General features: G+C 59.1%; 17 protein-coding genes. 5 read left to right on the top strand and 12 right to left on the bottom strand.

The window, feature by feature from the left end; translation table 11 throughout:
* Positions 1 to 62 precede the first annotated feature (62 nt).
* Complete coding sequence (locus PMI35_RS30365; protein ID WP_008054784.1) at positions 63 to 1,673, bottom strand: ATP-binding protein; 1,611 nt, start codon at positions 1,671 to 1,673, stop codon at positions 63 to 65.
* The gene (locus PMI35_RS30370; protein WP_008054783.1) at positions 1,670 to 2,392 is read right to left on the bottom strand and encodes a winged helix-turn-helix domain-containing protein; all 723 of its coding nucleotides are present in this window, start codon (positions 2,390 to 2,392) and stop codon (positions 1,670 to 1,672) included. Before PMI35_RS30370 ends, PMI35_RS30365 begins: the two co-directional genes overlap by 4 nt.
* A 748-nt stretch (positions 2,393 to 3,140) precedes the next feature.
* Here PMI35_RS30370 and PMI35_RS30375 point away from each other — a divergent pair.
* Positions 3,141 to 6,035, top strand: a complete 2,895-nt coding sequence (locus PMI35_RS30375) for a ribonucleoside-diphosphate reductase subunit alpha (protein ID WP_008054782.1) — start codon at positions 3,141 to 3,143, stop codon at positions 6,033 to 6,035.
* A 219-nt stretch (positions 6,036 to 6,254) separates the two neighbouring features.
* Here the strand turns inward: PMI35_RS30375 and flgE are convergent, their stop codons facing one another.
* The 6 genes from flgE to PMI35_RS30405 form a co-directional block, all read right to left on the bottom strand.
* Entirely contained in the window at positions 6,255 to 7,604 is a 1,350-nt protein-coding gene (gene flgE, locus PMI35_RS30380) for a flagellar hook protein FlgE (RefSeq protein WP_008054781.1), read from the bottom strand.
* Positions 7,605 to 7,636: 32 nt separating this feature from the next.
* Positions 7,637 to 8,359 (bottom strand): flagellar hook assembly protein FlgD, encoded by a 723-nt coding sequence (gene flgD, locus PMI35_RS30385; protein ID WP_008054780.1) that lies wholly within the window; start codon positions 8,357 to 8,359, stop codon positions 7,637 to 7,639.
* A gap of 15 nt (positions 8,360 to 8,374) precedes the next feature.
* Positions 8,375 to 8,818 carry a flagellar basal body rod protein FlgC gene (flgC, locus tag PMI35_RS30390; RefSeq protein ID WP_008054779.1) on the bottom strand — a complete coding sequence of 148 codons (444 nt, stop codon included), beginning with the start codon at positions 8,816 to 8,818 and terminating at the stop codon, positions 8,375 to 8,377.
* 3 nt (positions 8,819 to 8,821) lie between these two features.
* Complete coding sequence (gene flgB / locus PMI35_RS30395) at positions 8,822 to 9,229, bottom strand: flagellar basal body rod protein FlgB (RefSeq protein ID WP_008054778.1); 408 nt, start codon at positions 9,227 to 9,229, stop codon at positions 8,822 to 8,824.
* Positions 9,230 to 9,594: 365 nt separating this feature from the next.
* Positions 9,595 to 10,422, bottom strand: a complete 828-nt coding sequence (cheR, locus tag PMI35_RS30400; RefSeq protein WP_008054777.1) for a protein-glutamate O-methyltransferase CheR — start codon at positions 10,420 to 10,422, stop codon at positions 9,595 to 9,597.
* A gap of 46 nt (positions 10,423 to 10,468) precedes the next feature.
* A complete protein-coding gene (locus PMI35_RS30405; RefSeq protein WP_008054776.1) occupies positions 10,469 to 11,401 on the bottom strand; it encodes a chemotaxis protein CheV in 933 nt (310 codons plus the stop codon).
* Positions 11,402 to 11,482: 81 nt separating this feature from the next.
* Between PMI35_RS30405 and flgA the strand changes: the two genes are divergently transcribed.
* From flgA to PMI35_RS30425, 4 genes are all read left to right on the top strand, one after another.
* Positions 11,483 to 12,244, top strand: a complete 762-nt coding sequence (gene flgA / locus PMI35_RS30410) for a flagellar basal body P-ring formation chaperone FlgA (protein ID WP_008054773.1) — start codon at positions 11,483 to 11,485, stop codon at positions 12,242 to 12,244.
* 166 nt (positions 12,245 to 12,410) lie between these two features.
* Positions 12,411 to 12,737 (top strand): flagellar biosynthesis anti-sigma factor FlgM, encoded by a 327-nt coding sequence (gene flgM, locus PMI35_RS30415; protein WP_008054772.1) that lies wholly within the window; start codon positions 12,411 to 12,413, stop codon positions 12,735 to 12,737.
* Between the two features lie 48 nt (positions 12,738 to 12,785).
* The gene (locus tag PMI35_RS30420; protein ID WP_008054771.1) at positions 12,786 to 13,253 is read left to right on the top strand and encodes a flagella synthesis protein FlgN; all 468 of its coding nucleotides are present in this window, start codon (positions 12,786 to 12,788) and stop codon (positions 13,251 to 13,253) included.
* Between the two features lie 91 nt (positions 13,254 to 13,344).
* On the top strand, positions 13,345 to 14,091 hold the full coding sequence (locus PMI35_RS30425) for a flagellar brake protein (protein WP_008054769.1): 747 nt from the start codon (positions 13,345 to 13,347) through the stop codon (positions 14,089 to 14,091).
* A gap of 64 nt (positions 14,092 to 14,155) precedes the next feature.
* Here the strand turns inward: PMI35_RS30425 and PMI35_RS30430 are convergent, their stop codons facing one another.
* From PMI35_RS30430 to PMI35_RS30445, 4 genes are all read right to left on the bottom strand, one after another.
* Entirely contained in the window at positions 14,156 to 15,520 is a 1,365-nt protein-coding gene (locus PMI35_RS30430; RefSeq protein ID WP_008054768.1) for an MFS transporter, read from the bottom strand.
* A gap of 63 nt (positions 15,521 to 15,583) precedes the next feature.
* Positions 15,584 to 16,825, bottom strand: coding sequence for a glutamine synthetase family protein (locus PMI35_RS30435; RefSeq protein ID WP_162831839.1), 1,242 nt, complete (start codon positions 16,823 to 16,825; stop codon positions 15,584 to 15,586).
* A gap of 209 nt (positions 16,826 to 17,034) precedes the next feature.
* The gene (locus PMI35_RS30440; protein ID WP_008054766.1) at positions 17,035 to 17,727 is read right to left on the bottom strand and encodes a sensor histidine kinase; all 693 of its coding nucleotides are present in this window, start codon (positions 17,725 to 17,727) and stop codon (positions 17,035 to 17,037) included.
* Entirely contained in the window at positions 17,724 to 19,328 is a 1,605-nt protein-coding gene (locus PMI35_RS30445; protein WP_008054765.1) for a tetratricopeptide repeat-containing response regulator, read from the bottom strand. Before PMI35_RS30445 ends, PMI35_RS30440 begins: the two co-directional genes overlap by 4 nt.
* Between the last annotated feature and the right edge of the window lie 338 nt (positions 19,329 to 19,666).

The following is a 19,666-nucleotide window of genomic DNA, read 5'->3' as shown; positions in this document are numbered from 1 at the left end:
GGGCAGGCCTCGCTCCTACGGTTCTAAGCCGATCACAAACACAAAAACGTAGCGAAGGGACCTCACCGCTTCTCCTGATTCCTCGGCCAGCTCAAGCTGAAACACGCGCCGCCCAGGCTTTTGCTCCTGCCGATCAACGCCCGGCCGTCGTGCCAATGGATGATCCGCCGCACGATCGACAATCCCAACCCATGGCCGCCCGAGGCCCGGGTGCGGCTGTCGTCGAGTCGCAGGAATGGCGTGAAAATTTTCTCCCAGGCCATTTCCGGTACGCCCGGCCCGTCATCTTCAACATCCACCCGACAGCGCTGCTGCCCCACCTGATAACTGATAGTGACCCGCGATTGAGCATGACGCATGGCATTGCTCACCAGATTCTGCAGCGCCCGGTGCAGGTAGCGCGGCTCGGCCTCGACCCACGCGTCGTCGCAGTCGGCGGCCGACAGGCACAATCCTCGCTGCACCGTGACGTCGGCGCGCAAGGGTGCCAGCTCCTCGATCACCTGATTGACCAAGGCATCCAGATCGATACGCTGAAAATTCAGTGCCGGCGAGCCTTGCTCCAACCGCGCGTAAGTCAGCATCTCGTCGACCAGGCGGTCGAGGTCCTCGATATCGTGGTCCATGCCTTCGCAGTATTTTTCCAGGGCTTGCGGGGTCTTGGCCGAGCCGATCATTTCCAGGCCAAAACGCAGGCGCGCCACCGGGGTGCGCAATTCGTGGGACACGGCGCGCACCAACTCGCGCTGAATGGCCAGCAGCTGTTGCAGATGCTCGGCCATGCCGTTGAACGCTGAAGCCAGTCGCCCCACCGAGTCCGCGCCCCGCGTCGGCACACGGGTTTCCAGGCTGCCCTTGGCGATCCTCGTAGCCGCCGATTCCAGTCCGCGCAAGCGGCGCTCCAGTTGCCGTACCAGCAGATAGACGATCAGGCCGATCAGACTCAACCCCAGTGCGGCAATCAGCACCAGCCACTCTGGCGGATAAGGATTCATCTGGTACAACGGGCCGATTTCCAACACCCACGGCGTGCCGACCATGCCAGCGAACACCCGGATCGAATCACCCTCCTTGCCCAGCGCCATTACGGTGTCGCCCTCGGACACCCGACGGCTCTGGTCCTCGTCCATGTCGGCCTCCTGGACCGTAACCAGGCGCAGATCGAAGCCAAAACCCTTGTCCTGTTTCAATTGCGCGAGGCGCACCGGTTGCTCGCCCACGGGGTAGCGAACCAGCTCGTCCGCCAACAGGTAGATCGTCGCTCGGGCGAGTTGTTCGCTGATCTGCTGGACGTCACCGGTGAGCACAAGCTGCTCCTGGTCACTGACCAGTCGATAGACCCTGGCCGCATGCGGACCGGTCTTCTCCACCAGGGCCTGGCCGCGCAAGACGCGGGTGCGCTGGGTGAGGTCGAGGTCGGTCTGGGCAAAGGTTTTCAGCGCCAGCGGAATCCCCAGCAGCCGCTCCCACACCAGCAACGCCCGCTGGCGTTCGGTCTGGTTCATCGGTTGCAGGTTGTCGGCCATCAACGAAAAGGTGCCGTGGGCCAGTCGCTCGCGGTACTGCTCGCCGCGCACCTGGTTGAGCAGATGCAGGGCCAGCACACCGAGTACCGCCACCAGTATCAACGCGGCGCACATGCCGCCGTAGATCCGCAGGAAGATCGAGTTCACAGGGTCGGGTCTACGCAGGCCTCGGGGACAAACAGGTAGCCTTTGCTGCGCACGGTCTTGATCAGTCGCGGATGGTCCGGGTCATCGCCGATCTTGGGACGGATGCGCGAGATGCGCACGTCGATGGAGCGGTCCTGGCCGTCATAGCCAATGCCGCGCAATGCGGTGAAGATTTCTTCCCGGGACAGGATGCGCCCGGCGTTGGCAACCAGCAGCCAGAGCAAGTCGAACTCGGCGCTGGTCAGTTCGATGCCGTTATCGTGCAGCCAGGCTTCGCGCAACGCATTGTCCACCACCAGCGGGCCGAATTGCAGGCGCCGTTGTTTCTCCGGGGTCACCTCCGGCGTCTCACTGCGTCGTAGCAATGCCTGGATGCGCGCCAGCAGCAAGCGCGGGCGTACCGGTTTGCACACGTAGTCGTCGGCGCCCAGGTCCAGACCGAGGATCTGGTCGGTGTCGTCGGTGCGTGCGGTAAGCATCAGGATCGGGCCGTCATAACGGTCACGCACCTTGCGGCAAATGCTCAGGCCATCTTCGCCTGGCAGCATCAGGTCGAGAATCACCAGGTCCGGTTGTTCCTTGATGATGCGCGCCGCCGCCAGCGCACCATTGCCTTCGATCGATACGCGCAGGCCATTGGCTTGCAGGTAATCGCGCGTCAGTTCGGCCAGACGTTGATCGTCCTCCACAATCAATACCTGCCAGGCTTCTTGCTCCACCGGTGACCTCTACTTGCCAGAACACTTATAAGGAAGGATCCGCCCGTCTTTTTGTAATGATAGGGGTGGATAAATTGCATACACGCTGACCGATTGTATAAACGTCGTCCACGCAGAACACAAGCCGGTAAATGCGTTCGGACAACAGAGTTTTTTGTGATAGGGTTCGCGCCCTTAAAAATCCGCTCGAGCGTTTTCGCGGCTTGAAAATCGATGAAAAAAAGCCGGGTCCAGCAGCGTCGCGGCCTGCACGCCGATTCCTTTCACAACACACAATTTACGCACAGGTTTATCCACAGGTAGTACGTTGCAATCGCCCCCCAAAACGCATTATCTTGTAGCCCAGCGTAAAAAAAACCCTAGATGTAGGGTTTTTCGTAAAAGACCAAACACAAACCGGATACCAAATTCAAGCGCTTTTATTGCCTCTTTCCGGTTGAACCAAACGTAATTTCCAAAGCCCAAAACCGCGCGCGCGGATGGCTACTGTATTTCGGCCCATGGGGTGAAAAACGGTACGGGTGTTGCAGTCATGACTGCCACCTCCCAACTGTCATCTCAAAGGACCAAGGTCTCAGGCCCAAGGCGTGAGACCAAGACTTCGGCATGGAAGCGGCGCCCAATAGCCCCCTTCCTACTGTCCCGAAGTTGTTATGCCCGGCCTTCGCCGGTTGTAGTGCTTCAGGACGGAACGGTGGGCACCGTGATGGTGCCCAATCAAACATAGAGAATGTGGAGACACCCCCCGATGCAAACCGACACAACTCGCGAGAACCCGCAGGGCACCTTGCCGCAGGCCGCTGATTCGAATTCGGATCTGTCCGCCACCGCGCCGGGCCAGCTGCGTGTGATCAAGCGTAACGGCACTGTCGTTCCTTACACCGATGACAAGATCACCGTCGCCATCACCAAAGCGTTTCTTGCAGTTGAGGGCGGCACCGCGGCCGCTTCGTCGCGCATCCACGACACCGTGGCCCGCCTGACCGAGCAGGTCACTGCCACCTTCAAGCGTCGCATGCCATCGGGCGGCACCATCCACATCGAAGAAATCCAGGACCAGGTCGAACTGGCCCTGATGCGTGCCGGCGAGCAGAAAGTCGCTCGCGACTACGTGATCTACCGTGACGGTCGTTCGAAAGAACGCGCTGCACACGCCCCGGCCGAGGCAGCGGTCGACGCTCACCCGTCGATCCGCATCACCCGCGCCGACGGTAGCCTGGCGCCGCTGGACATGGGCCGCCTGAATACCATCGTCACCGAAGCGTGCGAAGGCCTGGAAGAAGTCGACGGCGACCTGATCCAGCGCGAAACCCTGAAGAACCTGTACGACGGCGTGGCGCTGACCGACGTCAACACCGCTCTGGTGATGACCGCCCGTACCCTGGTCGAGCGTGAGCCGAACTACTCGTTCGTGACCGCCCGCCTGCTGATGGACACCCTGCGTGCCGAAGGCCTGGGCTTCCTCGGCGTCGCCGAGAGCGCGACCCACCACGAGATGGTCGACCTGTACGCCAAGGCCCTGCCTGCCTACATCGCCAAGGGTATCGAATTCGAATTGCTGAACCCGGTCCTGGCCGACTTCGACCTGGAAAAACTCGGCAAGGCAATCAACCACGAGCGCGACCAGCAGTTCACCTACCTGGGCCTGCAAACCCTGTACGACCGTTACTTCATCCACAAGGATGGCGTGCGTTTCGAGCTGCCGCAGATCTTCTTCATGCGTGTGGCCATGGGCCTGGCGATCGAAGAGAAGCACAAAGAAGACCGTGCGATCGAGTTCTATAACCTGTTGTCGTCCTTCGACTACATGTCGTCGACCCCGACCCTGTTCAACGCCGGTACCCTGCGTCCACAGCTGTCCAGCTGCTACCTGACCACCGTGCCGGATGACCTCTCGGGCATCTACCACGCGATCCACGACAACGCCATGCTGTCGAAATTCGCCGGCGGCCTGGGCAACGACTGGACCCCGGTTCGTGCGCTGGGCTCGTACATCAAGGGCACCAACGGCAAGTCCCAGGGCGTCGTACCGTTCCTGAAAGTAGTGAACGACACCGCCGTCGCCGTTAACCAGGGTGGCAAGCGCAAAGGCGCTGTGTGTGCCTACCTGGAAACCTGGCACATGGACATCGAAGAGTTCATCGAGCTGCGCAAGAACACCGGTGATGATCGTCGTCGTACCCACGACATGAACACCGCCAACTGGATCCCTGACCTGTTCATGAAGCGCGTCTTCGATGACGGCAAGTGGACCCTGTTCTCGCCGTCCGAAGTACCGGACCTGCACGACCTGACCGGCAAGGCCTTCGAAGAGCGCTACGAGTACTACGAAGCCCTGACCGAGTACCCGGGCAAGGTCAAGCTGTTCAAGACCATCCAGGCCAAAGACCTGTGGCGCAAGATGCTGTCCATGCTGTTCGAAACCGGCCACCCATGGCTGACCTTCAAAGACCCGTGCAACCTGCGCAGCCCGCAGCAGCACGTGGGCGTGGTCCACAGCTCGAACCTGTGCACCGAGATCACCTTGAACACCAACAAGGACGAGATCGCCGTTTGCAACCTGGGCTCGATCAACCTGCCGAACCACATCGTGGGCGGCAAGCTCGACACCGCCAAGCTGCAACGCACCGTGAACACCGCTGTGCGCATGCTCGACAACGTGATCGACATCAACTATTACTCGGTGCCGCAAGCGAAGAACTCCAACTTCAAGCACCGTCCGGTCGGCCTTGGCATCATGGGCTTCCAGGACGCTTTGTACCTGCAGCACATCCCTTACGGTTCCGACGCAGCCGTCGAGTTCGCCGACAAATCGATGGAAGCGGTCAGCTACTACGCGATCCAGGCTTCCTGCGACCTGGCTGACGAGCGTGGCGCCTACGAGACGTTCCAGGGTTCCCTGTGGTCCAAGGGCATCCTGCCACTGGATTCGCAACAGATCCTGATCGAAGCCCGTGGCCAGAAGTACATCGATGTCGACCTGAAGGAATCCCTGGATTGGGCACCGGTTCGCGCCCGTGTTCAGAAAGGTATCCGTAACTCGAACATCATGGCCATCGCACCGACCGCAACCATCGCCAACATCACCGGCGTATCGCAGTCGATCGAACCGACCTACCAGAACCTGTATGTGAAATCGAACCTGTCGGGCGAATTCACCGTGATCAACCCGTACCTGGTTCGCGACCTGAAGGCTCGCGGCCTGTGGGACTCGGTCATGATCAACGACCTGAAGTACTACGACGGTTCCGTGCAGCAGATCGAGCGCATCCCGCAAGAACTCAAAGAGCTCTACGCGACTGCCTTCGAAGTAGACACCAAGTGGATCGTCGACGCGGCCAGCCGTCGTCAGAAGTGGATCGACCAGGCTCAGTCGCTGAACCTGTACATCGCTGGCGCTTCGGGCAAGAAGCTGGACGTGACCTACCGCATGGCCTGGTACCGTGGTCTGAAAACCACCTACTACCTCCGTGCCCTGGCCGCGACCAGCACCGAGAAGTCGACCATCAACACCGGTAAGCTCAACGCTGTTTCCAGCGGTGGCAACCACGGTGACGACTCGGTCCTGGCAGCACCCGCCGGTCCTGCTCCAGTGCCGAAGGCTTGCGCCATCGACGAGCCGGATTGCGAAGCTTGCCAATAAGCTGAGCCGGTAACACAAAACCCCCGACAGGCCCCTGGCTTGTCGGGGGTTTTCTTTTGCCTACGAAAAAAATCGCAGCCTCGCTTCGCTCGGCAGCTCCTACAGGGATCGGATTTCAATGTAGGAGCTGCCGAGCGAAGCGAGGCTGCGATCTTTTGATCTAAAAAAAAGCCCCTCTTGCGAGGGGCTCCTTGTGCAGCGCTTTTGAGCTAGCCCGCATCAGGCCATTTGAATGATGGTCTGCATGATGGTGCTCTGGGTAGAGATGGTCTTGGCGTTCGCCTGGTAATTGCTCTGCGCCTTGATCAGGTCGACCAGTTCATTGGTCACGTTGACGTTGGACTCTTCCAGGGAGTTGGAGCGGATCGTACCCAGCGAGCCGGTTTCCGGCGCATCGTAGCCCGGGATGCCCGAGGCGTAGGTCTCTTTCCAGCTGGTACCGCCGACGGCCTGCAGACCTTGTTCGTTGGTGAAGCTGGCCAACGCCAGCTGGCCAATCGGCCTGGTCTGGTAGTTGCTGAAGTTGGCCAACAGCACACCGCTGCCGTCGATGGTCAGGTTGGTGATCTGCCCGGTTGCATAACCGTTCTGCACGGGGATGGAGCGTGCGGTGTCGGCGTTGAACTGAGTCGTGTTACCCATGGCAATCGTAAGGCCAGCCGGATCGGCGGCTGCACCATTGGACGTCCAGACGCCATCCTTGACTGTACCCGGGGTCCAGCCGGTGATTTTCAGCTCATTACTGATCACCGGGGCAGGTGTTGGAACGGTCGGAGGCACGGTCGGTGGAACCGGCGTGCTGACCGACACCAGCTTGCCCGATGTGTCGAAGGTCATGGTCGAAGCGATTGGCGGTGTCGTCGCGTCGGTCGGGTCGCTGCCGTCCGGATTGCGATCGTCGATCAGGGTGTAGGTTTGCCAGGTGTTCGGACCGATCTTGACCATGTATTGATCCATGGTGTGTTGGTTGCCCTGAGTGTCGAACACCGGAGTACTGAACTGCTTGCTGAAGGTTTCCGACTTGCTCGGGTCGAACTTGTTGGTCGCCACCGTCTGATCGATCACGGGGGACGTAGAGTTCAGGTTGATCGTCGACGACACCGTGGTGGTGGATTTCGGCGCCAGGTTGGAGGTGTCGATTTGCAGGTCAGTCAATACGCCGTTGACAATCTTGCCATTGCCATCAACACCGTAGCCTTGCAGGTGCGCGGTACCATCGCTGTTGGTGACGTAGCCTTCCTTGTCAACCTTGAACGTACCGGCACGGGTATAGGACAACGAGCCGCTGTTGTTCATCACGAAGAAGCCTGAGCCATTGATGCCCATGTCCAGCACATTACCGGTGGCGCTGATATCGCCCTGGGTAAATTGCTGGGAAACGTTGGCCAGACGCACGCCGCTGCCGACGACCTTGCTGCCCGTACCCAGTTTGGTCGCCGAGTACACGTCTTCGAATTCTGCGCGGGACGATTTGAAGCCGGTGGTTGCCACGTTGGCGATGTTGTTACCGGTGACGTCCAATTGTTTACTGGCGGCATAGAGACCGCTAAGGCCGACGTTGAAAGACATATTCCACTCCTTTTGTGCCGCGTTAGCCGGCTCTATATACCAATGGTTTGCACTTTGGACAGGGCGACACTGCCGAGCCCGGCCAGGTTGAGCATCAACTCACCGCCGGTCTGGCTGATGGTCACGCTGTTGACCGTTGCCGGAAGGTTGGTGACCAGCGCCACGCCCTTTTCATCGATGGTGGTGTTCGCCGCAAAGGTATAAGTACCCGAATCAACGACGTTGCCGGCATCGTCCTTGCCATCCCAGGTGAAGCTGCTGGTACCGGCTTGCTGATCGTCCAGGGTGATGGTGCGGACGGTCTTGCCATCCTTGTCGGTGATTTTCACCGCCACTTCAGCCACCGACTGCGGTATGACGACCGCACCGGTCATGCCCTTCGTGGTGTCGACCACGGCCTTGTCGCCCGGCGCGATGACCGAACGCCCGACCAGCGACGAAGCCTGCAACGCCTGGGACGAGTTGTAGTTGCCGGCGATGCCGGACACGGTATCGTTAAGCGTGGTGATGCCTTCCAGGCTGCTGAACTGCGCCAGCTGTGCCACGAACTCGCCGTTGCCCTGAGGCTCCAACGGGTTCTGGTTTTTCAGCTGGGTCACCAGCAATTGCAGGAACGCATCCTTGCCCAGGGCCTTTTGGCCCGTGGCACTACCGGCCGCCGATGCCAGGCTATCGGAATTGGTAGTGGTCTTGATCGACGAGTTGGCCAGGATGTCGTTGAGGCTCGGAGCAGTGGTGGTATCGGTAACACTCATCTGAGTCGCCCCTTATCACTGACCGAGGGTCAGGACCTTCTGCATCATGGTTTTGGCGGTATTCATCATTTCGGCGTTGGTCTGGAACGAACGGCTCGCGGAAATCATGTCAGCCATTTCCTCCACCACGTTGACGTTCGGGTAGTAGACATAGCCCTTGGCATCGGCGGCCGGATGGTTCGGCTCATAGCGTGCTTCAAGGTTGCTTTGGTCTTCGACCACGCCCAGTACCTGTACGCCTTGACCGGCCGCGTCCTGGTTCTGGAACAGCGAGTCGCCACCAGCGCCTTGAGCGCCCTGGAACATGGTGGCGAACACCGGGTGACGGGCACGGTAGGTCTGGTCGATGCTCGACGAAACGGTCTCGGCGTTGGCGATGTTCGAGGCCACGGTGTTCAGGCGCGTGGTCTGGGCACTCATGCCGCTACCGGCAATGTTGAAAACACTGGATAGAGACATGACTTACTCTCCGCGCAGGGCTGACACCAGCCCTTTGAATTTGCTGTTGAGCAGGGTGAAGCTGGCCTGGAAGTTGACGGAGTTTTCCGCGTAGTTCGACTGTTCCAGCTGGGCGTCCACGGTGTTCTGGTCGATCGACGGTTGCATCGGCGTGCGGTACATCAGCGACTCATCGCCATTGCCCAGGCCCTGGGCTTCGATATGACGGCTGTTGGTCATGTTCAGGGCGAAGCTGCCATTTTTGGCCTTGTCGTTCTGCGCCTCGAGCACTTTCGAGAACTCCAGGTCCCGAGCCTTGTAGTTCGGGGTGTCGGCGTTGGCAATGTTGTTGGCCAGGACTTCGGCACGCTGAGCGCGGAAGCCCAATGCCTTTTCGTGAATACCGAGCGCTTTATCGAAGCTGATGCTCATGGCGGGAAACCTTCGGCTGACCTGATTTTTCGTACGATAGCCATAGCAAGCGTCATGCCAATTCAAAAACCCCCATAAACCGGGGCTTTGCGGGCACCGGCCCACAGGACAGCGACAGAAAAGCGGCAAGCGGTTTCCGCTGGATGCCGCTTTTCTGCCGCTTCTCTCGTTCGAAAGGACACTGCATTACCCTGTGGGAGCGAGCCTGCTCGCGATGGCGTCATGTCAGTCGACATCTATGCAATCTGTCACACCGCAATCGCGAGCAGGCTCGCTCCCACAGGGTCATGCGGCGACTGTGAAAAATCAGCAGCCATAAAAAACGGGAGCCCTTGGGGGCTCCCGTTTTGATGACACCGACAAAATCACTTCGCCTGGTAAATAATCCCCGGGCTGCACTGGACCATCTGGTAATGATCCGGCAATCCGTTCAGCGCTTCGGAAGCACCGAGGAACAGATAACCACCCGGCTTCAACGTGCTGTGAATGCGCAACAGGATGTCCTTCTTCACTTCGGCGGAGAAGTAGATCAGCACATTGCGACAGAACACGATGTCGAACTTGCCAAGGCTCGCGTAGCTGTCCAGCAGGTTGAACGAGCGAAATTCGACCCGGCTCTTGATCGGCGCCTTGATGGCCCAGCGCCCCGGCCCCTTGGGGTCGAAATAACGCTGCAGCCGTTCCGGAGACAGGCCGCGACCGATGGCCAGGCTGTCGTACTCGCCGGTCTTGCAGTTGTTCAGCATGGTGCCGGACAGGTCGGTGGCCACAATCTGCACGCCCATCCTCAGCTGCCCGGGATTGAACCGTTCGAACTCATCGATGGACATCGACAGCGAATATGGCTCCTGACCCGACGAGCACGCCGCCGACCAGATCCGCAGACGCTGGCCAGGACTGGCCTTGATCGCTTCGGGCAGCACCTTGTTCTTCAAGACTTCAAACGGATAGGTATCACGAAACCACAGGGTTTCGTTGGTCGTCATCGCATCCACCACCCTCTCGCGCAACCCGCTGCGCGGCTGGGTCTGAATGCGCTGGACCAGCTCACCCAGGGACTTGATGCCTTGCTGCTCCATCAGTTTGTTGAGACGGCTGGAGACCAGATACTGCTTGTTTTCACCGAGCAAAATGCCACAGGCTTTTTCCAGGAACACCCGGAACTGTTCGAAATCCAAATTACCCGTAGACAATGCTGCCGCCTCTAAAATCGTGTTGACTGCCGGGGGCCGAACGCCCCTAGCTGATGTCTGCTGCTCTGATCCGGTCGACTACCCGGGATGCCAGGTCATCAGGACGGAATTTGGCCAGGAAGTCATCGGCACCGACTTTCCTGACCATCGCCTGATTGAACACACCCGACAACGAAGTATGCAGGATGATATGAAGCTTTTGCATGCGAGGGTCGTTGCGGATCTCGGCCGTGAGGGTGTATCCGTCCATTTCCGGCATCTCGATGTCGGAAATCATCATCAGGAACTCCTCCTCCGGCTTCTTGCCCTCGTCGACCAGTTTGCGCAGGTAATCCAGCGCTTGCCGACCGTCGTTCAACGCCACCACTTCAACACCGACCGTTTGCAGGCAACGGGTCACCTGCTTGCGCGCCACCGACGAGTCATCGACCGTCAGCACGCGCAAGGAGAGCGCCTTGTGCTGGGTCTCGACATCCACCACCCCGGCGGAAATCGCTTCCGGAGTGGGGGCCACTTCCGCCAGTACTTTCTCAACGTCGATGATTTCCACCAGCTGGTTGTCGACCCGCGTCACCGCCGTCAGGTAGTGATCACGACCGGTGCCCTTGGGTGGCGGATGAATCTCCTCCCAGTTCATGTTGACGATGCGTTCCACCGAGCGCACCAGGAACCCCTGGGTCTTGGTGTTGTACTCCGTGATGATCACGAAGGGGTTGTTCTTGTCCTTCAAGCCACCGGAACCGGTCGCCATCGCCAGATCAAGGATCGGAATGGTCGCCCCCCGAATATTCGCCACGCCACACACGACAGGACTGGACTTGGGCATCAGCGTCAGTTTGGGGCATTGCAGCACCTCCCGCACCTTGAACACGTTGATCCCATACAGCTGCTGGCCGTCGAGACGGAACAACAGCAACTCAAGGCGATTCTGCCCCACCAGTTGCGTGCGCTGGTTTACCGAATCCATTACACCAGCCATGCCTGACTCCTACGCCAACGCTAAGTGTTGTTGCGACGCGCCTTCATCACTAAACGGCACGGCGCTTGCTTTTTATCTTTCATGAACACACAACCGACATTATTCCGACACCTGACCACCCGCTGCCGCCAATGGCTGGGGGTGTTGTCGGCTGTCTGCCTGTTCAACGCTGGCAGCCCTGCCCTTGCTGACGCGGTTACCTTGCCTGACATGCTTATCGGCGTCACCCAGGGCTTTCTTGAATTCACCGTAGAGGACTATCTGGCGACCAGTCAAACCCAGGGTCGCTATGAAATCCAGGTCAACCCGCTCGATCCACGCCTGCGCATGCCGATGTGCGACAAGGAATTGACAGCCACGCTGGAGAGTCCGGCCAAGCCTTTGGGCCGTGTAACGGTCAAGGTTCGCTGTGAGGGAGCATCGCCCTGGACAGTCTTCGTGCCCGCTCAAGTACGCCTGTTTCGCGAGGTCGTCACGACCACACGGCCACTGCGCCGCGCAGGCATTGTCGAGCCACAGGACGTCGCGCTACGTGAGCGCGATATCAGCCTGCTCAACCAGGGTTACCTGACTGCCGTGGACCAGGCCATCGGGCAACGACTTACCCGACCAATGGTCAACGATCAGGTCATCAGCCTGGTGCACATCGAACAGGCGGAAGTGATACGCAAGGGCGACCAGGTGGTGATTACTGCCCGCAGTGGTACGCTCAGCGTACGAATGCCCGGCGAGGCACTGGCCGGTGGCGGCCTGAGCGAACAGATTCGGGTCAAGAACCTCAATTCCAAGCGGGTCATCAAGGCGCAAGTCATCGCGCCAGGCCAAGTGGAAGTGTCCATGTAGGGCTTACTGCAGGTGAAGATGTGGCGCCGGCCTCGGCGGTTCCCTAAACTGTGTGCAGGCACGGCAAGCGCTGGCGCGCGCAAGCTCATTTGATAATTGAGCCTAAAGTTTTTCAGGGAATGGCCGAAAACATGGCAAGCGTCCAAATTCCCAGAGGTTTTTTACCATGGTCATCGATTTCAGCCGTTTGAACAGCTCCCCGTCACTCACGGGCAGTACACGTACCAGCGCCGCCAGGGAAACTGCCGAAGCCGGCAAGCCTGCCGAGCCCACCTCCCCGGCCGAACAGGCCAGTTCCGTCAAAAGCGGGGAATCGGTACATCTGAGCAATGAGGCACAACAGTTGCAGAAGATCTCCGATACGCTGCGCGATCAGCCTGTCGTCGACAAATCTCGCGTGGCCGAGCTGAAAGCAGCCATCGCCGATGGCAGCTATAAAGTCGACAGCAACCGTGTAGCCAGCAAACTGCTCAACTTCGAAGCCCAGCGCTAGGCCTCGGCCCGCGCCAGGCTTTTGGACGCTTAAACCCCAAGGCCAGCCATGCACGACACTAATTTACTGCAACTGATCACCGACGACCTTGCTCCAGCGCAACACTTGCTGGAGTTACTGCGCACCGAGTCCCTCGCCTTGCATGGCCGCGACATGCCGTTGCTGGAAGATGTTCTGGCGCGCAAGCAGGCAATGATCATCCAGCTCGAACAGCATGGCCGTAAACGCAGTGAAATTCTTGCCAGCCTCAACCTGCCCGCCAACCGCAGCGGGCTGGAGCAACTGGCCAGTCAATCGAGCGTTGGTCAAGCGTTGCTGGCACAAAGCGATGTACTGACCGACCTTCTGGCTCAATGCCACGCCGCCAACGCCGACAATGGACAGTCGATCCAGGTACAGCAGGCCGCCACGGCCACCCAGCTGAGAATCCTTAATGGCGGTGAACAACCCGCGCTTTATGACGCCAGCGGATCATTCTCCAGGCTTGTGAAACCACGCCCGCTCAGTCAGGCTTAAGCCTGTCGATAAGCACGCTCTATCAAGACGCGAAACATGCTGGCAAAATGCCGCTTGCCGTAGTCAAAATTTGTCTGGAGATTGATTAACCGTGTCCAATGCCTTAAATGCGGAAGATGCTCCGCAGCCACCCAAGGTGCTCAGCACGCCTCTGGAAATCTCCAGCAATTTGCGCCAGCTGCTAGACAGCCATGACCCGTTGATCATCACGTTCCACGAGCGCAGCCAGCGCTTCCAGAGCTATCTGGTGGACCTTGATCGTGAACGCAACATGATTGCCCTGGACGAAATGATTCCCCGCGATGGCGAACGCTTCCTGCTGGCCGGCGAACCCTTCAAGGTCGAAGGTTTTCATGAAGGCGTGCGCATCGCGTGGGAAAGCAATGGCCCGCTGACCATCGACGAATCCAACGGCAGCCGCTGCTACCGCGGCACCCTGCCCGATGAAGTCGTCTACCACCAGCGCCGCAATGCATTCCGTGCTGCCTTGAAACTGGCCCAACTGGTCAACGTCAATCTGGACGGTGAAAAACTCAAAGCATCGATCAGTGGCAAGCTGCTGGACATCTCCGCCACTGGCTGCAAGTTGCGCTTCGATGGCGACATCACCGGCAGCCTGCAACTGGGTCAGGTTTACGACCGTTTCAATGCCGATCTACCCTTCGGCAAAATGACGGCACCGGTCGAACTGCGCTACCTGCACTTCGAAGAAAAGATCTCCACCACCTTCGCCGGCGTTCGCTTCCACAACATGAGCGGGCTGGTGCAACGTCAGGTCGAGCGGTTCGTCTACCAGCTGCAACGCGAAGCGCGGCGCTTCGACAAAGACGACTTCTGAGATGAGGTCTCAAGCAAAAACGGGCAGCCCCTTGCGGTGACTGCCCGTTTTTTTTGCCTGAATGTCAGGGCCTGGCTTCGGTAAAACTCTGCTCCCTGCCCGAATCCGGTTCTTGCGGGGGGTGATCGGTTTCTGGTTCTGGTTCCGGACTCGGCTCGGAAGGTAGCGGATTCTGCATCTGATCCTGCACCACCTGCTCGTCCACCCGCGGGTCAAGCGCCGCCACCAGTGGCGAACTCGACATACTGTCCGGCATGGCGACGTGATGCAGCGGCGCATCATCCACCTGGTGCAGGTTGGTTACCGCTTTCGGACGAATTCGCCAAACCAGCACCAACGCAAAGAAACTGAAAAACGCGTAGAGCATCTGGCTGCCGAACAACTTCATCAGCACACCCGCCACCAGCGGCCCGATGCTGGCACCAACGCCATAGGTCACCAGCAACATCGCTGTCAGCGATACCCGTCGATCCCCCTCGACATGGTCATTTGAGAAAGCCACAGCCAACGGGTACAGGCAGAACTGGACCAACGAGCAGAGGAACCCGGCAATGAACAGGACTTCCAGTGGCACCCGCTCCATGATCGCCAGCGGCAAGGCCGCCAACGCCAGGCTGAACGCAAAACAGCGAATCAACAGCGCCCGGTCATAGCGATCGGACAACCACCCCAACGGCCACTGAACCAGCAACCCGGCAAAAATGCAGCTCCCCATGAACAGGCCGACCTGCTCCGTGGACAACCCTTGCTGGGACGCGTACAGCGGCGCCAGACCGTAGAACGAGCCGACAATCAGGCCTGCCCCCAGGACGGTACTCAATGACTGTGGCACGCGTTTGATAAAGAACCGAGGCTCCATCGGCGCGGGATGCAAGGGCGCCGGGTGAATCCGTCGGGTCAGGGCCACCGGCACCAGGCAGAGGGTGAAACAGAGGGCCACCAGCATCAGCAGCTCCAACCCCAGCCCCGGATGCATGACCAGAATCAACTGACCCAGCACCAACCCCAGGTAGGAAGCGATCATGTATCCGCTGAACACCAGCCCGCGCTGTTTGGCATCGGCCTGCTCATTCAGCCAGCTCTCGATGACCATGTACTGGCACATCATGCCAAGGCCGACGATCACACGCAGGAACAACCAGGCAGGCAACCAGTTCACCAGGCCATGGCCCAGCACCGCTGCGCCGACGATACCGGCACAGGCCGAGTAGGCTCGAATATGCCCGACCCGAGCAATCAGCCGATGGCCGATCTTGCCGCCCAGTACCAGGCCAAAATAGTTGGCAGCCATCAACGCACCGACCCACAGGCTGTCGACATGATCGGCAGCCAGGCGCAACGCCAGGTAAGTACTCAACAGGCCCGAGCCGATCAACATCATCAGCGAAGCGAAATAAAGCGCTCGAAAGGATTTCCAGATTTGGCGCAACGAGCGGCTCCTTGCAGTGGGGGTGACGGGCTATTCAAACGATAGCCCGGTGTCGACATTTCGTCAGGCCTGGGCGGCCAGGACACGCCGCTCCCAGGGAGTAATTTCATCAAGGAAACTGGTCAATTCCAAGGTCTTCGAAGCGATGTAGCCTTCGATGAACTCCTTGCCGAACAGTTCCATTGCCAACTGGCTACGTTTCAGACGTTCCAGCGCTGCATGCAAGGTACAGGGCAATGAAAGTTTATCCGGCACCTGGAACTCACCCTGTACCGGTTCGTCGGGTTCCAGTTGGTGTTCGATACCATACAGCCCGGACGCCAGGCTCGCTGCAATCGCCAGGTAGGGGTTAGCGTCAGCCCCCGGCAATCGGTTCTCAACCCGACGAGCGAACGGCAAACTGGCGGGGATGCGCAAACCGGCTGCCCGGTTGTCATGGGACCAGCAGGCATTATTCGGCGATGCAAAGGGATGGCACAAGCGCTGATACGAATTCACGTTCGGTGCAAACAGCGCGGTGAAATCCGCCATGCCCGCTTGTTGGCCGCCGATGAAATGGCGGAAGGTCGCGCTTGGTTGACCGGCCTCGTCGCTGAAGACGTTCCGCCCCGTGCCGATCTCGACGATGCTCTGGTGAACGTGCATCGAACTGCCTGGTGTGTGCGCCAATGGCTTGGCCATGCAAACCACGATCAGGCCGTGCTTGAGCGCGACTTCCTTGAGCAGATGCTTGAACAGAAAAGTCTGATCGGCCAGCAGCAAAGGATCGCCGTGCAGCAGGTTGATTTCGAACTGGCTGACGCCCATCTCGTGCATGAAGGTATCGCGCGGCAGGCCCATCGCCGCCATGCATTCATAGACCTCGCGGAAGAACGGCCGCAGGCCGTTGTTGGAGCTGACACTGAACGCCGAGTGACCGTCCTCGCGACGACCATCCAGGCCAGTCGGTGGCTGGAAGGGCTGGGCAGAATCGGTATTGGGCGCGAAGACGAAAAACTCAAGCTCGGTGGCCACCACCGGCGCCAGGCCAATGGCCGCGTAACGCGCGATGACCGTCTTGAGCTGGCCGCGGGTCGACAGGCTGGAAGTTTCGCCCGTCAATTCATCCGCATCGCAGATAGCCAGTGCCCGAGGTTGCTGACTCCAGGGCAAGCGGTGGATCTGCGCCGGATCAGGGACCAGCGCGAGGTCGCCGTCATCACAACCGTAAAAGCGTGCCGGCGGATATCCGCCCATGATGCATTGCAGCATCACTCCCCGCGCCATCTGCAGGCGGCGCCCCTCGAGGAAGCCCTCGGCAGTCATCACTTTGCCCCGAGGTACGCCATTCAAATCCGGCGTGACGCATTCGATCTCATCAATGCCCGTCAATCGCTGCGCGAGTGAACCCTGGCCATCGGTTGTCATGACGCAATCCTTGTTTTTATACGAGCCGCGAGCGGCAACTCGTACAAAATAGGCTCCGCGTGTTCAGAATATCAAGCACGATGCACAAATATGTGAGTTCCATTGTTTCAAGGAAGATAAAGCTTGAAGAGCCCCCCGCCCAACGGCCCGCCATTGCTGATTTCCGTGCGCCCGCCTACGCCGTTACGTTGATGCAGTGCCGCAATCCGACCGGCGAAGTACAGCCCAAGGCCAGTGCTGCCAGTGCTGTGGTTGATACCCTGCACGTACTCGGCCTGGCGCTCGATCATCTGCGGTGGATAACCGTCACCATCGTCGTTGATGGTCAAGACCAGCTGCCCGGATTCGTCGCTGGCGCTGATCAACACCGCGTGACGGGCATAACGGATCGCATTGTTGATGCTGTTGGCCAGTACCGAAGCGATCAGCTCACGGTCGAAGAAACCCAGGGGGCTCAAGGGATCGACTTCAAACGTGGCGGCAATACCGCGGCTGGCGAATACGTCTTGATGACACGCCAGTTGCGCTTCGATGAAGTCGTCCAGTTCGTGGTAAGCGGGCTGCAGGGGCATCTGGTTGACACCCAGTTTGTACAGGCCCAGCAACTGCACCAGCATCCCATTGAGGTGCGCGAACTCGAATTCGATCACACCCTGTTCCGGGGTGTGGCGCGCAGACGCCGGCAAATCCGCCAGGCATTGGCTGTGGGCCTGCATCAACATCGCCAGCGAGTTCTTCATGTCGTGTACGGTGGATGCAATCACCGTCGAGAAATCCAGTGCCTGTTGGTGCTCGTTCATTCGCCAAATGCCTTGTTCTTGAGCTTTTGATAACGCGCAAAACGCGAGTCGGTGTCTGGCATCAAGCCGACCATTTTCAGGCAGGCCCGACATTCCACCATTTCCTGCGAAGGAACATTGGTATCGGTGCCATGCAGCAACGACTGTGCGAGGTTCAGCGCGATACTGATGTTCTTGGGCTGCAGCGCCAGGGCCTTGCGGAAAATACCCCGGGCCTGCACCAGGTCACCGGTCTTGTACACGCGCACGCCCTGCCGATTGAGATCCGCTGCTACATTGCCGGAGTTGAGGATGTTCGGATCATCGGTCAACTTTGCAATGCCCTTCATCACCGCAGGATCATCGCCGTAAATCTCCGCGCAGTTTTTCAACATCGAAGCGCCCGCACTGGCCTGACCCAGCATCTGCAATTGCTTGGCCACCAACAGCGCCGCTTCGGCGCTCATGAACTGCTCCATGCCATCGAGCCGCATAATGGCTTGCTCGGTCAGTTTTTCCGCCGTTTCGGCGTCGTTGATCAGCAGACTGGTCGCCTTCATCAATCGCGCCCTGATTTGCAGACCGGGATCGGATGGGTTGTCCTTGGCCACCGCACTCAAGGTCGTGTTGATTTCCAGGCGAGTGCGGGTATCCAGGCCTTTTTCACTGCCCTTGCTGATCAAGGCGTGAGCCAGTCCAAGGTTGCTTTCGGCATCCTTGAAACGTGACTGGGCACCTTGGGCAACAGCCTGGCGGTAGGCTTTGGACGCGGTGTCAAAATCTTCATTGGTCATTGCCAATTTGCCCAGTTGTGCTTGTCTGCGCACCGCCAGTGGCGACAAGCGAATTGCCTCCTCCAGGACGCGCTGGGCAGCCTTGTTATCCCCTTCGGCAACCAGTACCTCTGCCATGCCATCGTAGAGTGCCGGCATCATCGGGAACACTTTCAGCGCTTTTTCGTAGACGCCTTTTGCCTGGCTGACCTGACCCCGCTTGAACAGCAACTTGCCCAGCCCGGCAAATGCCCACGGTAAGGGTCGATCGGCAATGATGCTGTCGTAGAGACGCTCCAGTACTTCGTTCTGATTGAGGTCGCGCAGAGCATCGGCGCGGTAGCGCAAGCACAGCGGCGAATAGCGGATGTCCTGTTTGCACAAGGCTATGCACGCATTGAGCACTTCAACCGGCTTACCCCGGTCGAGGGCCTGCAATATTGGCTTGAGCAACGTCTTGCGCTGCACCAGTCGCTCCAGGCGTTGGGCCAGACCGGAACGGTTGAAGGGCTTGGTCAGGTAGGCATCGGGCTCGTGCTCCAGGGCGCTGAGCACCATGGCCTGGCTGGTTTCAGCGGTGACCATCACGAATACACTTTCATGGCTGATCAGCTTGTCGATCATCAGGTCTTCGAGCACCTGCTGACCGTTCTTCTTGCCATCTCCCAGGTGGAAATCCTGCAGGATGAAATCGTAGGATTTCTGCGAGCACATCTTCAGCGCTTGCTCGCCAGTGTCGGCCGTGTCCACATCCTTGACACCCAACTCCCGCAGCATCGACCTGACCGAACTGCGGAAATCCGAGAAATCATCGACGATCAGAAAACTCTTTTGGTGATACGACAGCATCGAAGATTTCCAGGCAATTTAAGAAGAAGAACCGAAAGGCGAATGCACGAACAAGATCAGCTTCACTGCCTTTACGGCGCGCAGATGATAGCGGTTAGCCATCAGCCATCAGCCATCAGCCATCAAGGGATTTCTCTGGAAACCGTGATGACTGTTGAGGGCTGCGAGAAGTAAAGATCGCTGCGACCTTATGGGTTATCGGCCAGCAATAGCGTTCTCTTGAAGCGAGGGGAGTGGAATTATTTGCTTCATTGTAGGAGCGAGCATGCTCCGGGCGACGTTCCGACGATGAACCCGAGAACACCGCGGGCTGCCAGGCATCCCGCGTAATCGTTGAC

It is taken from the genome of Pseudomonas sp. GM78, assembly GCF_000282475.1.
Classification (GTDB): domain Bacteria; phylum Pseudomonadota; class Gammaproteobacteria; order Pseudomonadales; family Pseudomonadaceae; genus Aquipseudomonas.
The sequence above is the reverse complement of the archived record's forward strand: the minus strand, read 5'-3'. Positions and strand labels throughout refer to the sequence as shown.

Coding starts and splice junctions, on each gene's coding strand:
- flgM (WP_008054772.1), top strand. CDS start 12,411: ATGGTCATCGATTTCAGCCGTTTGAACAGCTCCCCGTCACTCACGGGC.
- flgC (WP_008054779.1), bottom strand. CDS start 8,818: ATGTCTCTATCCAGTGTTTTCAACATTGCCGGTAGCGGCATGAGTGCC.
- flgA (WP_008054773.1), top strand. CDS start 11,483: ATGAACACACAACCGACATTATTCCGACACCTGACCACCCGCTGCCGC.
- PMI35_RS30420 (WP_008054771.1), top strand. CDS start 12,786: ATGCACGACACTAATTTACTGCAACTGATCACCGACGACCTTGCTCCA.
- PMI35_RS30435 (WP_162831839.1), bottom strand. CDS start 16,825: ATGACTGCCGAGGGCTTCCTCGAGGGGCGCCGCCTGCAGATGGCGCGG.
- flgE (WP_008054781.1), bottom strand. CDS start 7,604: ATGTCTTTCAACGTCGGCCTTAGCGGTCTCTATGCCGCCAGTAAACAA.
- PMI35_RS30445 (WP_008054765.1), bottom strand. CDS start 19,328: ATGCTGTCGTATCACCAAAAGAGTTTTCTGATCGTCGATGATTTCTCG.
- flgB (WP_008054778.1), bottom strand. CDS start 9,229: ATGAGCATCAGCTTCGATAAAGCGCTCGGTATTCACGAAAAGGCATTG.
- flgD (WP_008054780.1), bottom strand. CDS start 8,359: ATGAGTGTTACCGATACCACCACTGCTCCGAGCCTCAACGACATCCTG.
- PMI35_RS30440 (WP_008054766.1), bottom strand. CDS start 17,727: ATGAACGAGCACCAACAGGCACTGGATTTCTCGACGGTGATTGCATCC.
- PMI35_RS30375 (WP_008054782.1), top strand. CDS start 3,141: ATGCAAACCGACACAACTCGCGAGAACCCGCAGGGCACCTTGCCGCAG.
- PMI35_RS30405 (WP_008054776.1), bottom strand. CDS start 11,401: ATGGCTGGTGTAATGGATTCGGTAAACCAGCGCACGCAACTGGTGGGG.